Annotated in this window: 14 protein-coding genes; 11 read left to right on the plus strand and 3 right to left on the minus strand. The window is 34.6% G+C overall.

Features of this window, described 5'->3' with window-relative positions; genetic code table 11:
* Positions 1-140: 140 nt before the first annotated feature.
* On the plus strand, positions 141-1,148 hold the full coding sequence (locus MKS83_RS11865; protein WP_240579871.1) for an aldo/keto reductase: 1,008 nt from the start codon (positions 141-143) through the stop codon (positions 1,146-1,148).
* 172 nt (positions 1,149-1,320) lie between these two features.
* Positions 1,321-2,217: a helix-turn-helix domain-containing protein gene (locus MKS83_RS11870; RefSeq protein WP_240579872.1), complete on the plus strand. Its 897-nt coding sequence runs from the start codon at positions 1,321-1,323 to the stop codon at positions 2,215-2,217.
* 8 nt (positions 2,218-2,225) lie between these two features.
* Here the strand turns inward: MKS83_RS11870 and MKS83_RS11875 are convergent, their stop codons facing one another.
* Complete coding sequence (locus tag MKS83_RS11875; RefSeq protein ID WP_240579873.1) at positions 2,226-2,609, minus strand: winged helix-turn-helix transcriptional regulator; 384 nt, start codon at positions 2,607-2,609, stop codon at positions 2,226-2,228.
* A 104-nt stretch (positions 2,610-2,713) separates the two neighbouring features.
* On the opposite strand from MKS83_RS11875, the gene MKS83_RS11880 reads away from it, so the two are divergent.
* Positions 2,714-3,316, plus strand: coding sequence for an FMN-dependent NADH-azoreductase (locus MKS83_RS11880; RefSeq protein WP_240579874.1), 603 nt, complete (start codon positions 2,714-2,716; stop codon positions 3,314-3,316).
* A gap of 60 nt (positions 3,317-3,376) precedes the next feature.
* Here the strand turns inward: MKS83_RS11880 and MKS83_RS11885 are convergent, their stop codons facing one another.
* A complete protein-coding gene (locus tag MKS83_RS11885) occupies positions 3,377-4,714 on the minus strand; it encodes a dihydroorotase (RefSeq protein WP_240579875.1) in 1,338 nt (445 codons plus the stop codon).
* A 149-nt stretch (positions 4,715-4,863) separates the two neighbouring features.
* Here MKS83_RS11885 and MKS83_RS11890 point away from each other — a divergent pair, with 149 nt between their 5' ends.
* From MKS83_RS11890 to ribA, 8 genes are all read left to right on the plus strand, one after another.
* Positions 4,864-6,282, plus strand: coding sequence for a lipopolysaccharide biosynthesis protein (locus tag MKS83_RS11890; RefSeq protein WP_240579876.1), 1,419 nt, complete (start codon positions 4,864-4,866; stop codon positions 6,280-6,282).
* Positions 6,283-6,430: 148 nt separating this feature from the next.
* Positions 6,431-7,447: a sugar phosphate nucleotidyltransferase gene (locus MKS83_RS11895; RefSeq protein WP_240579877.1), complete on the plus strand. Its 1,017-nt coding sequence runs from the start codon at positions 6,431-6,433 to the stop codon at positions 7,445-7,447.
* Between the two features lie 89 nt (positions 7,448-7,536).
* The gene (locus MKS83_RS11900) at positions 7,537-8,382 is read left to right on the plus strand and encodes a DUF4292 domain-containing protein (RefSeq protein WP_100377123.1); all 846 of its coding nucleotides are present in this window, start codon (positions 7,537-7,539) and stop codon (positions 8,380-8,382) included.
* Complete coding sequence (locus MKS83_RS11905; RefSeq protein WP_240579878.1) at positions 8,379-9,941, plus strand: murein hydrolase activator EnvC family protein; 1,563 nt, start codon at positions 8,379-8,381, stop codon at positions 9,939-9,941. Before MKS83_RS11900 ends, MKS83_RS11905 begins: the two co-directional genes overlap by 4 nt.
* 30 nt (positions 9,942-9,971) lie before the next feature.
* A complete protein-coding gene (locus MKS83_RS11910; protein WP_100377125.1) occupies positions 9,972-10,187 on the plus strand; it encodes a twin-arginine translocase TatA/TatE family subunit in 216 nt (71 codons plus the stop codon).
* Positions 10,188-10,206: 19 nt separating this feature from the next.
* Entirely contained in the window at positions 10,207-10,821 is a 615-nt protein-coding gene (locus MKS83_RS11915) for a DUF4254 domain-containing protein (protein WP_240579879.1), read from the plus strand.
* The gene (locus MKS83_RS11920; protein WP_240579880.1) at positions 10,818-11,276 is read left to right on the plus strand and encodes a hypothetical protein; all 459 of its coding nucleotides are present in this window, start codon (positions 10,818-10,820) and stop codon (positions 11,274-11,276) included. Before MKS83_RS11915 ends, MKS83_RS11920 begins: the two co-directional genes overlap by 4 nt.
* A 14-nt stretch (positions 11,277-11,290) precedes the next feature.
* Positions 11,291-11,887, plus strand: coding sequence for a GTP cyclohydrolase II (ribA, locus tag MKS83_RS11925; protein WP_240579881.1), 597 nt, complete (start codon positions 11,291-11,293; stop codon positions 11,885-11,887).
* 92 nt (positions 11,888-11,979) lie between these two features.
* Here ribA and MKS83_RS11930 read toward each other — a convergent pair whose 3' ends face one another.
* Positions 11,980-12,513, minus strand: a complete 534-nt coding sequence (locus MKS83_RS11930; RefSeq protein WP_100377129.1) for a hypothetical protein — start codon at positions 12,511-12,513, stop codon at positions 11,980-11,982.
* Between the last annotated feature and the right edge of the window lie 72 nt (positions 12,514-12,585).

Raw genomic sequence — 12,585 nt, forward strand, 5'->3', positions numbered from 1 at the left:
CAGATTTGGCCTGTTATACAGATAATCATGTTATAGTTAAGAGAAAATTCACAATCCGTAATTTGCATACGACAATCATCATTTTGCATACATCCGGTTTTTAATTTCTGCTGAATTTTGTATCAATAAAATGTAACGATATGAAATTAAATCAGGTAAAATTAGGAAGTCAGGGGCTAATCGTTCCGAATATTGGTTTGGGATGTATGGGAATGACAGGTTTTGGCGATGCAGATATGTATGGTAAAAGTGATGAGCAGGAAGCCATTGCCACTATTCACCGTTCTTTGGAACTGGGAGGAAATTTTCTGGACACCGCAGACTTGTATGGTCCTTTCAAAAATGAACAGTTAATTGCAAAAGCGATTAAAGGAAATCGTGACCAATATATTATTGCCACAAAATTCGGATGGGAGATTGATGACAACGACCAGATAACCTGGAAGATCAAAGGAACTAAAGATTACGTAAAAAAATCGGTCGAACGCTCACTTAAAAATCTGAAGACAGATTACATTGATCTTTACTATATGCACCGTCTTGATAAAAACACCCCAATCGAAGAAACTGTGGAAGCAATGAGCGATCTGGTAAAAGAAGGGAAAGTGGGATATATTGGTTTATCAGAAGTATCTTCTGAAACTGTAAAGAGAGCGCACGCTGTTCATCCGGTTTCTGCGGTTCAAAGTGAATATTCTCTATTTGAAAGAACCGTTGAAGAGAAAGGAGTTATTAAAACACTAAACGAATTAGGAATTGGATTTGTCGCCTATTCTCCACTAGGAAGAGGATTTTTATCCGGAAATATCAAAACTATTGATGATCTGCCGGAAAATGATTTCCGAAGAGGAATTCCGCGTTTTCAAGGTGAACATTTCCAAAAAAATATTGAATTGGTGGAAGCGATTGAAAAGATGGCTGAGAAAAAAAATATCACCTCATCACAACTGGCACTAGCTTGGATCATCAGCAAAGGAATCCTACCTATTCCGGGAACAAAACGCAGAAAATATCTGGAGCAGAATATTGAGGCTTCAAAAATTGAATTAACCGAAGCTGAACTTCAGAAATTGGAAAGCATCGTCCCTTTGGGAACAGATACAGGTGCGCCTTATGATGAATTCAGTATGGGATTATTGGATTATTAATTTTTCATCTAAATGTCTATAGTTTGTCATTCTGACGAAGGAAGAATCTCGATTTTTATTATTAAAGATTCTTCACTCCATTTCATTCCGTTCAGAATGACAGCCTATTTTTATAAATGCAAGACGGATTAAGCTGCCCAAATTATTACCTTTACTATTTAGAAATTCAATTATGAACACTATACAATCTATTTCAGCATTTCACAAACTGCTTTCTCTTCCCGAGCCAAAGCACCCGATGGTAAGTGTCATCAATCTTTCTGAAAGTGTTTTTATTGAAGATGAGGTATGGAAAGGTTTTACGAGCCGGTATTACTGTGTAGCCCTGAAACGGAATGCAACAGGAAAAATAAAATACGGGCAACAACATTACGATTACGATAAAGGAGTATTGAGTTTTACAGCTCCAAGCCAGGTTCAATATCTGGACTTACAAACCATGGATTGTGAAAATACGGGATACCTGTTGATTTTTCATGAAGATTTTCTGTTGAAACATTCTTTGGCAAAGACCATTTCTTCCTACGGTTTTTTTTCATACGCAGTAAATGAAGCATTGCATTTATCCGAAGATGAAGAGAATGATTTACTTGAGATCATGTATAAAATCGACAAAGAATGCCGACATATCGATCATCACACCCAGGAAATTATTCTATCACAAATCGAACTGCTATTAAACTATTCAAAGAGATTTTATGAAAGACAGTTCATCACCCGCAAAAGCGGGAATCATCAACTCCTGACGAAATTTGAAATGTACTTGAATAATTATTTTAATAAAGAATCTCCCGAAAAGGGACTTTTAACAGTTCATCATCTTGCAGAAGCTATGAATCTTTCGCCGAATTATCTGAGCGATCTTTTGCGGATCCATACCGGACAAAATACACAGCAGCATATTCATGAAAAGCTGATCAGTAAAGCAAAAGAAAAGCTTTCGACAACAGAGTTATCGGTAAGTGAAATTGCCTACGAACTGGGATTTGAGCACTCACAATCGTTCAGTACACTCTTTAAAAAGAAAACGAATATGTCACCTTTAGAATTCAGGCAGTCGTTTAATTAAAAAACTATTTATTTTTCGAAAACATCTTCCCTTATATTTTTTTTATGTTTTCTTCCCCAATCTGAAAGCGCCATAATCACCGGCTTCAGCGTTCTGCTGTAATCTGTGGAAATATATTCTACAACCACCGGTGTTTGCTCGGCATGTACAACTCTTTTTACAAAACCATTCAACTCAAGATCTTTCAATTCATTAGAAAGTACCCTTGCCGAAATCCCCGTAACAATTCTTTGCAGTTCATTGAAACGAATACTTCCGTGTTCCTGCAGCGCAATGATGATTTTCAGTTTCCACTTTCCACCGATCACGTAAATTGCGTCTTCAACAGATGAGAGACTTTCGGTACATCTGGCTTTCGTTATCGGTTCTTCCAATTCAAAATTATTTTCCATAATGATTTTTAACTTACATAAAGGTTACTACTAACCTTTTGTTCACTACTTACTTTTGATAAGTAAATGTACATAATTTTGCTTTAGAAATTTAATTAAAAACAATGAAAAACATACTTCACATTATTTCAAGTCCAAGAGTTGAAATATCTGCAAGCAGAAAATTAGGAAATGCGGTCGTAAAAAGAATCCAGGAAAAATATCCGGATGCTGTTGTAAAAGAACGCGATCTGACAAAACATTTAGTCCCGGTTTTAGAGGAAAAACATATCAATACTTTTTTCTCCCCTGCTGAAAGTCATTCTCCTGAACAGGCAGAAATCAATGAATATTCGACAGGATTAATTTCAGAATTACAGGAAGCAGATATTATCGTTATTGAGTCTCCAATGTACAATTTTTCGGTTCCTACAACACTTAAAGCATATTTTGACTTCACTTCAAGAGCAGGATACACCTTTAAATATGATGAAACCGGACCAAAAGGGTTGTTGAATGATAAGAAATTATACATTGCTTTCACATCCGGAAATATTTATTCCGAAGGTCCTTATCAGATATATGACTCCAACGTGCCTTATATCAAAAACGTCTTTGGGTTCTATGGAGTGACCGATGTCAGTGTTTTCCGTGCAGAAGGTTTGGCAATTCCCGGAATTATGGAAACTTCTTTAGAAAAAGCAATTGACAATATTACAATTGATTAATTTTTTTTGAAAGATGTTAGAAAAAAAGCCTTTTCAAAAATTTGAAAAGGCTTTTTTATTTTAGTCCCGAACTTCAAAAAGCAAGCGCTCTCCGAATTTTTGTTCGTTTATTTTCCCGTTTTCGTAAACCAGATTTCCATTAACAAAAGTGTGGGCTACTTTAGAATGGAAATTCATTCCTTCCAGAGGACTCCATCCACATTTATAAAGAATATTATCTTTTTCAACTGTCCAGTTTTCATTTAAATCTACGAGAACCAAATCAGCTTTATAACCTTCTCTGATGAAACCTCTTTTTTCAATTCGGAACAGAATTGCAGGATTGTGAGCCATTTTTTCAACGATTCTTTCCAAAGAAATTTTTCCGTTTCTGTAATTTTCCAGCATCACTACTAAAGAATGCTGTACCAAAGGTGCTCCCGAAGGACATTTTGTATACACATTCTGTTTCTCTTCCCAGGTGTGAGGTGCGTGATCTGTTGCGATTACATCAATTCTGTCATCCAGCAATGCTTCCCAAAGCCCGTCTTTGTCCTTCTGAGTTTTTACCGCCGGATTCCATTTGATTAATCCTCCTCTGGTTTCATAATCTTCATTCGTAAAAGTCAAATGATGAACACAGACTTCCGCTGTTATTTTTTTATCTTTTAAAGGAATATCATTTCCGAAAAGCTCCGTTTCAATTGCTGTTGACAAATGGAAAACGTGAAGTCTGGCCCCGGTTTTCTTTGCCAATTCAATGGCTTTTGAGGAAGATTTATAGCAGGCTTCCTCACTTCTGATCAGATGATGAAACTTCACAGGAATGTCTTCACCGTATTCATCCAGATATTTTTGGGTATTGGCTCTGATCGTAGCTTCATCTTCACAATGAACAGCAATCAGCATTTTGGTATTGCTGAAAATATTCTCCAGAGTTTCCGGATTGTCAACCAGCATATTTCCTGTAGATGAGCCTAAAAACAATTTGATTCCGGGAACATTTCTGGGATTGGTTTTTAAAACTTCTTCAAGATTATCATTGGTTCCCCCCATCATAAAACCGTAATTAGCAAACGATTTTTGAGAAGCAATTTCATATTTATCAGCCAGCAATTCCTGAGTTACCGCATTCGGAACAGTATTCGGCTGTTCAATAAAGCTTGTCGTTCCTCCCGCAATCGCCGCTCTGGATTCACTTTCAATATCTCCTTTATGCGTCAAGCCCGGTTCACGAAAATGTACCTGATCATCAATAACTCCTGGCAAAAGATATTTTCCTGAAGCATCTATAACCTGATCTGCTTCTTCAGAAATTTGGGAACCTATTCGGGAAATTAAATCATTTTCGATTAAAATATCACCTTCAACAATTTTGCCTTCGTTGACGATTTTTACATTTTTGATTAAGGTCTTCATTTTACTTTTTTAGATTTTGATGCCAGATTCTAATTCCGAGCTTCCGGCGGATTTTCATTTCAAGCAAAATTAAGGTTTATGAATGAATTTTAATGTTGCTGATAAAAAATCAATTTCTAAATATTTACATTTGCATAAAATTTCACATCTTGAAAAAACTTCTCAACGAGACTATTATATATGGAATTGGGGCAATAATGCCGAGGATAATTGTCGTTTTGCTTAATTATTTATTTATTAAAAATATCGACAATAGTGCTTTTGCAATCTTTACCAATCTTTATGCACTGATATCATTCGTTAATATTGTTCTTTCTTTCGGTTTTGAAACTGCCTATTTCAGATTTTCTTCAGATAAAGACAATGAACAAAAAGTTTTTAATACATCTTTTTGGTTTTTGACAGGCTTATCCACTGTTTTTTTAATTTTGGTTTTATTATTTAATCAACCCATTGCTGATCTTTTTGACTATTCAAATACTCCGGAATTTATCCGCTGGTTTGCCTGGATTGCTTTCTTCGATAATATTCTCGTTATTCCTTTGGCTTGGTTCAGATTCCACAACAGACCTATAAAATATACCGCGATTAGAGTTATACAGGCTGTTTTCCAAAGTGCTTTTGCCATTGCTTTATTCCTTTATATTCCTCAGGAATTTTCTTTGAAAGTGGGCTTAAAAGAAAAAGTTTCGTACCCTTTCTACAGCAATTTGGCGGCAAGTTTTGTTGGTGTCTTATTGGTTATTCCTGTTATTTTAAAAGTAAAATTCCAGTTTTCTAAAGATCTTTTTCTTCAGATGATCAAATATTCATGGCCAATTATGATTGCCGGTTTGGCATTTATGGTTAATGAAAATTTCGATAAATTTATTCAAAGGTTTTTAATTGAAGATTCTGATGCAGGAGCTTATGGTGGATGTTACAAAATGGCCGTATTGATGACACTTTTCGTAACAGCATACAGAATGGGAATCGAGCCGTTTTTCTTTAAACAAATGAATAATGAAAATGCTAAAAACACCTATGCAAAAGTCACGGAATATTTTTCATTCTTTGCTTCAATAGTAGCTTTGGGGATTATAGCAAACGTTTCATGGATAAAACTTTTATTAGTTCCAAACAGTTCTTATTGGACTGCTATTAATATCATTCCGATTATCGTCATCGCTAATTTATTTTTTGGAATTTACTACAATCTTTCGACCTGGTATAAAGTGACCGACAGAACAAGAGTCGGAACTTATATTTCCTGGGCTGGTGCAATTATCACCATTATTTTAAATTTAGCTTTTCTAAAAACATATGGTTTTATGGTATCTGCATGGGTAACTTTAGCTGCCTATTTATCAATGATGCTCCTTTCATATTGGCTTGGCCAGAAATATTATCCCATTCCTTACAGAATGAAGAAGATTTCTTTTTTCATTTTACTTTTAGCAGCTTTCAGTTATATAATCGTAGAGTTCTTCGATTACAATTTTTGGATCGGAAATTTATTATTCCTGGTTTATTCCGGTATTTTAATCTACTCCGAAAAAGACATGCTGCTCTCAAGAATCAAGAGATAAGCTTTGGTCTTTTATTTGCTGATCAGAAAATCTGTTTTCTTATTTTAAACAATATTTAAAACTGAAAGCAATAATACTACACAAATAGTTTTATTGCTATCTTTATCAAAAATTAAACTTAACTCAAAAAAACATACTTATATAATTTATGAAAATTATTGTTCCGATGGCTGGACGTGGTTCCAGATTGCGCCCACATACATTAACGGTTCCAAAACCTCTAATTCCTATTGCTGGAAAACCGATTGTACAAAGATTAGTGGAAGATATTGCTAAAGTTGCAGGAGAGAAAATCGAGGAAGTAGCTTTTATCATTGGAGACTTTGGGCCGGAGATTGAGAAATCTCTTATTCAGATCGCTGAAAAATTAGGTGCAAAAGGAAGTATTTACTATCAGAATGATCCTCTTGGAACAGCTCATGCTATCAAATGTGCAGAACAATCTATGAGCGGGGATGTTGTCATTGCGTTTGCAGATACTTTATTCCGCGCAGACTTTGTTTTAGATAAAAATTCGGATGGTGTTATTTGGGTAAAAAGTGTAGAAGACCCGTCTGCTTTTGGAGTGGTAAAATTAGATAACTACGGTTTCATTACAGATTTCGTAGAAAAACCGACAACTTTCGTTTCAGATCTGGCAATCATTGGAATTTATTATTTTAACAGTGCTGAAAAACTGATGGACGAAATCAATTATATCATGGATAATGATATTAAAAACGGTGGTGAATACCAATTAACAACAGCGTTGGAAAATCTGAGAGCAAAAGGAGCAAAATTTACTCTTGGAAAAGTAAACGACTGGATGGATTGTGGAAATAAAAATGCTACCGTAGAAACCAACAGCAAAATTCTAGAATACGAAAAAGAGGAAATGTCTCATTTTCCGGCTTCTGCTCAAATAGAAAACTCGTTGATTATTCAGCCATGCTTTATTGGTGAAAATGTAAAGATTTCAAACTCTAAAATTGGTCCCGGTGTTTCTTTGGGTAATAATACAGTAGTGGTCAATTCCAATATTGAAAATTCATTGATTCAGGAAAATACCAGAATCAATCATGGGAATTTATCCAACTCAATGATCGGAAACTCGGCTCAGTATTTTGGTGTAGCAAGAGAAATTTCTTTAGGAGACTATTCAGTCCTGGATTTTTTGTCTAAATAACCAGCCTGATTTAATAGCATAACTAAGCCACACAAAATGTTTTGTGTGGTTTGGCGTTAATATTGCAAAGCATTTATTTAAATTTGAATATGAACAAATGGATCGCCTCAATACTTTTTATTCTGGTTTTATTTTCTTGTAAGACCAGAAAAACCGTTGAACAAAGCACGGAAGGAAAAGACAGTATTCAAGTAGAGAAACCTAAAGACAATGAGCCAATAGATACAGGTGAAAATTTACATGATCCTCTGACTTTTTATGAAAAGGTTTATATTCACCCTCAATTTGAGTATCTTAAAATCAACAGTAAAATTACTGCTGACAACATCAAGGTAAGCCCTTTAGATGCTACTATTTATATAGAAACGGATAAAAAAATATTTGCCTCCATCAACTTTTTATTTATCAATGCCGCTCGTGCGCTTATTACTCCGGAAGGAATAAAAGCCATGGATAAATACAATAAAAACTATATTGATTCCGATTTTGATTATCTCAATAATTTATTAAATGTAAATTTCATAGATTATAAGAATTTAGAAAAACTTCTGATAGGAAGAACTTTTTTTACAATTAAAGGTAGAAACTCCCGAATTACTCAAAACATGCAGGGATATCAGCTTTCATCTATTTCCAATATAAAAATAGAAACAGGAGAAACAACAAGAGAGTATAAAATAGTCCTTCAATATTCCCCTGAATATGATCTTATGCAAGCCAAACTTCAGGATGCAAATTCCGAAGACTCTTTAGAAATTCTGTATGATGGTTGGGAAACTTATCAGGATGAAATCCGCCTTCCAAAAAATGTTAAAATAATTATAAAAGGATCAAAAAACAGTCAAATTCTGCTGGAAAATACGAAATTTGATTTTTCGAGGATGGATACACGCTATAATGTCCCATCTAATTATAAGAAAATTGAGATTAAATGATTAAAAAATTTAGCTTTTTAATAGGTATTTTATTGTTTGGATTGTACTTCGGGCAAGACAAACAAAAGAAGGAACAGCTCCAAAAACAAAATGCCGAACTAAAAAAACAAATTGCACAGATAAACAATGATTTAGCTAAAACAAGAAGTGAATCAAAGCTCTCTATTGCCTATCTTACGAATGTCAATAAAAAATTAGTATTAAGAGAAAAAGTTTACAACAATACTCAAAAAGAAAAGAGATTTATTGAAGATGAGATTTATTTACGTCAATTAGAAATCAATCGTCAAAATAGAGAACTTGCCATCTTAAGAAAGAATTACGCGGAAGTTTTAGTAAACGCCTATAAAAATAAAGGGGTACAGAATAAAGTAACCTTCATTCTTTCATCAAAAAATTTAGGTGAAGCGCTTAGAAGGGTACAATATTTAAAGCAATACTCTGACTATCAAGATAAAAAAGCTGCTGAAATAACTACTGCTGCCGCACAAATACAAAAATCTATTGCTCAGAAAAAGAAATCTGCAGATGAAAAGGAAAATCTACTGATCACACAGAAAAAAGATTTGACTACCATTAATGTAGAACGTGCACAAAAGGAACAGCTAGTTGCGGAATTTAAAAAGAACGAATCCAAACTCACTGCTGAGCTCAAACAAAAACAAACTCAATCTAAAGCTCTGGAAGGACAAATCAGAGCTATTATTGCTGAAGAAATACGAATAGCAAAAGCAGAAGAAGAAGCCAGAAAAAAAGCGGAAGCAGAAAAAATCCGTTTGGCAAAGATAGCAGCTGAAAGAGAAAAAGCAAGAATAGAAGCGGAAGCTAAGGCTAAAGCGGAAGCATTGGAAAGAGAAAGGAAATTAGCGGAAGCAGAAGCCAAAAAAGCATCTGAATTAGCTGCTAAACGTGCTGAAGAAGAAAGAAAGCGTACTGAAGAAGCAGCAAAAGCAGAAGCCAGCGCAAGAGACGAAGCCAGAAAAGTAGCCGCTAAAAAAACATCTGATGAAGCAGCCTTAAAAGCTAAAGAAGCAACCGATAAATTGAATGCAGCCAGAGCAGCCGAAGATGCTTTAGCCAGAAAAAAAGAAGCAGATAAAAAAGCTGCAGAATCAAAAGCAATGACTAATTTCGGCGTTTCTACATCTGCCGGAAATAACTTTGCCGCCAATAAAGGTAAATTAGGCATGCCAATCTCAGGAACCATTACTCACCGATTTGGAAGACAGCCTCACCCGGTGTTTAAAAATATTATGGAAGAGAATAACGGGATTAAAATATCCGTATCAAAAGGGGCCGTAGCAAGATGCGTATTCCCAGGAACCGTTTCCTCAGTACTGCCTGCTTCAGATGGAACCAAAACTGTGGTAATTAAGCATGGTGACTATTTTACTATCTATTCTAATCTGAGCGGTAACTCTGTATCTAAAAATCAACAGGTTTCAGCAGGGACTCCGGTGGGTACTGTAGCTCAGGATTTTGACGGAACGTATACTCTTGATTTTCAGGTATGGAATGGCAGCACACCAGTTGATCCATTAGGTTGGGTTTCTTATTAAAAAAGTTTAACTTTGTAAAAATTTTTAGAAATGAATACACTAACAATATTAGCCTTATCTTGGCAACACATCCTGATTGTAGCAATACTGCTTGTATTACTTTTCGGAGGTAAGAAAATCCCTGAATTAATGAGAGGAGTTGGTTCTGGTATCAAAGAATTTAAAGACGCTGTAAAAGAAGAAGACAAGCCTGGTTCTGAAAACAAAAACTCTTCTTCAAACAACAATACGAATTCTAGCAACTAAAATTCTAACTTATTCTTAAATGAATTTTACAGAAATTGCATGGAATATCTTCAATCAGTCTATTGAAGATTATCACGTGCTTGATAACGTCAACACTCTAATTAACAATCCATACGAAAAAGACAGTTTGGAACGGATTTTGTATGCAAAGAACTGGATTGATACCGTTCAATGGCATTTGGAAGATATAATTAGAGATGAAAATATTGATCCGACTGAAGCTCTTCACCTGAAGAGAGCTATAGACCAATCAAATCAAAAAAGAACCGATTTAGTGGAGTTTATAGACAGTTGGTTCCTAAAAAAATACGAAAATATAATTCCTAAATCTGATGCGAAAATCAATACAGAAACTCCCGCTTGGGCAGTGGACAGATTATCAATACTTGCATTAAAGATTTATCATATGTCGTTAGAAGCCAACAGAGAATCTGCCTCTGAGGAGCATCGTTTAAATTGTCAGGAAAAATTAAACGTCCTTCTTATGCAAAAAGAAGATTTATCGGCTTCTATCAATCAGTTGCTTGCTGATATTGAGAACGGTAGCGTTAAGATGAAAGTGTACAAACAGATGAAAATGTACAACGATGAAAGTCTTAACCCAATCCTGTATCAAAAGGGGCAGCAAAAATGAAAAAATTACTTTTTTTTGGAATATTAATTACAACGATTTCGTCTTGTGCAACGGAAAAGCTTAATCTTTCCCCGTTGACCAGCAATTTCTACAGTGAGTCCAAAGGTTCTGACAATCGTACAGGATCTGGGAAGTCGTTTGAGATCAATATTAAAAAAAATGTAAATGCCTCAGAAATATCAAATTTAATTTCAACCTTTCCTACATTCAAGAGTAACAGTATAAATGAAGAGGTGACCAATTTAAAATACAGTCTTCAAAATTATTTATACGCTATCGAATCTAATAATATAGCCGGAAGAAACAGATCAATTAAAAGTTTTGAAAAATCCTATAAAAAAATTCAGAAACTAAGAACTGGTTTGGGTAAAGATGATGATGAAGTTCTGAACAGATATTTGGTAAGACTTAAAACTAATATCTCTGTAATAGAAGACTCTTTAAAAGGAAATTAAAATGAGAATTATCCATGATTAAAATTCAGGCGGAAGCTAACGTTCCTACAGAACACGGCACTTTCCGAATGATCGCGTTCTCCGAAAACGAAAATGACTGGATGCCACACATGGCTATTTTAGCTGAGAATACAGACTTCTCTAAACCAGTTAATGTGCGTTTTCACTCAGAGTGTATTACCGGAGAAGTTTTCCATTCAAAAAAATGTGAATGTGGGCAGCAATTAGACGCTGCCATGAAATATATCCACGAAAATGGCGGGGTTATCATTTACCTTAGACAAGAAGGTCGAAATATAGGTATTATCAATAAATTAAAAGCGTATTCCCTCCAGGAAAAAGGATTTGATACCGTGGAAGCCAATCTGAAACTGGGACTTCCTGCAGACGATAGAAACTTTGGTGTTGCCATAGAGATATTAAACCTTTTGGATATAAAAGATATTAATCTTCTTACCAATAATCCAGAGAAAGTAAAATATGTTACGGAGAGTAATATACATCTCAACTCAAGAATTCCCTTACAAATTCCAGCTAATGAAATCAGCAAAGGGTATCTGAAAACAAAGAAAGATTATTTTGGCCATCTGCTTGATGATAATGATAACTGATAAAATCAAAAGCTCCAGGATTTCTCCCGGAGCTTTCTTTTTTAATTATTTATAAAAAACTGAAAAGATATTTCTTCTTTTAATTGAAATGATTAATTAACTTTTGTTTTAATCACTTTAGATTCATCAAGATTATAATATTTTACAACAGCGTTATAATCACTATAATCTACTGTTGCTGCTGCTCCTTTTGCAGGGCTTGCCGGAACAAGTACAATTCTAAACGTCTGATTATTTAAATAGTTACCTACTTCTGTAGAAGACATTGTAGAAAGGCTGAAGTTAGGATTATCAATTCTGATCTGAACATTTTGAGAATCAAAAACAAAATTATAATCAAATTTTCTAGGTGCAGCAGAAGTTGAAGGATCTAAATACCATGTATATGGAAGCTGTTGCCATGCATTATTTGCTTTTCTATATACCAACACAACATCTGTACTCTGGATATTAATTCCTTGCGTGAATGCATAGTTATTACCACTATTGAAAGATCCCGTAACATCCCTCATTTGCGAATAGGTATCATTATCCTGATATGGAGCATTATTATTGTCATTATCATCACAGCTAAATATGAATAAGCTTACAAAAGCTAATAGTAAAAGTGGGAAGAATTTTTTCATTGTATAAAAAGTTTAGTTATTATTTATAAAGCGTATTCAAAACATATACCAAAAAACTCAAAAACATTCTTT

The organism is Chryseobacterium sp. Y16C, from assembly GCF_022488405.1.
Lineage (GTDB): Bacteria > Bacteroidota > Bacteroidia > Flavobacteriales > Weeksellaceae > Chryseobacterium > Chryseobacterium geocarposphaerae.

Bases quoted from the DNA above. Each gene is read 5' to 3' on its own strand.
- MKS83_RS11900 (WP_100377123.1), top strand. From the start codon at position 7,537: ATGAACAAATGGATCGCCTCAATACTTTTTATTCTGGTTTTATTTTCT.
- MKS83_RS11880 (WP_240579874.1), top strand. From the start codon at position 2,714: ATGAAAAACATACTTCACATTATTTCAAGTCCAAGAGTTGAAATATCT.
- MKS83_RS11870 (WP_240579872.1), top strand. From the start codon at position 1,321: ATGAACACTATACAATCTATTTCAGCATTTCACAAACTGCTTTCTCTT.
- MKS83_RS11875 (WP_240579873.1), bottom strand. From the start codon at position 2,609: ATGGAAAATAATTTTGAATTGGAAGAACCGATAACGAAAGCCAGATGT.
- MKS83_RS11910 (WP_100377125.1), top strand. From the start codon at position 9,972: ATGAATACACTAACAATATTAGCCTTATCTTGGCAACACATCCTGATT.
- MKS83_RS11920 (WP_240579880.1), top strand. From the start codon at position 10,818: ATGAAAAAATTACTTTTTTTTGGAATATTAATTACAACGATTTCGTCT.
- MKS83_RS11885 (WP_240579875.1), bottom strand. From the start codon at position 4,714: ATGAAGACCTTAATCAAAAATGTAAAAATCGTCAACGAAGGCAAAATT.
- MKS83_RS11865 (WP_240579871.1), top strand. From the start codon at position 141: ATGAAATTAAATCAGGTAAAATTAGGAAGTCAGGGGCTAATCGTTCCG.
- MKS83_RS11930 (WP_100377129.1), bottom strand. From the start codon at position 12,513: ATGAAAAAATTCTTCCCACTTTTACTATTAGCTTTTGTAAGCTTATTC.
- MKS83_RS11915 (WP_240579879.1), top strand. From the start codon at position 10,207: ATGAATTTTACAGAAATTGCATGGAATATCTTCAATCAGTCTATTGAA.
- ribA (WP_240579881.1), top strand. From the start codon at position 11,291: ATGATTAAAATTCAGGCGGAAGCTAACGTTCCTACAGAACACGGCACT.
- MKS83_RS11895 (WP_240579877.1), top strand. From the start codon at position 6,431: ATGAAAATTATTGTTCCGATGGCTGGACGTGGTTCCAGATTGCGCCCA.
- MKS83_RS11905 (WP_240579878.1), top strand. From the start codon at position 8,379: ATGATTAAAAAATTTAGCTTTTTAATAGGTATTTTATTGTTTGGATTG.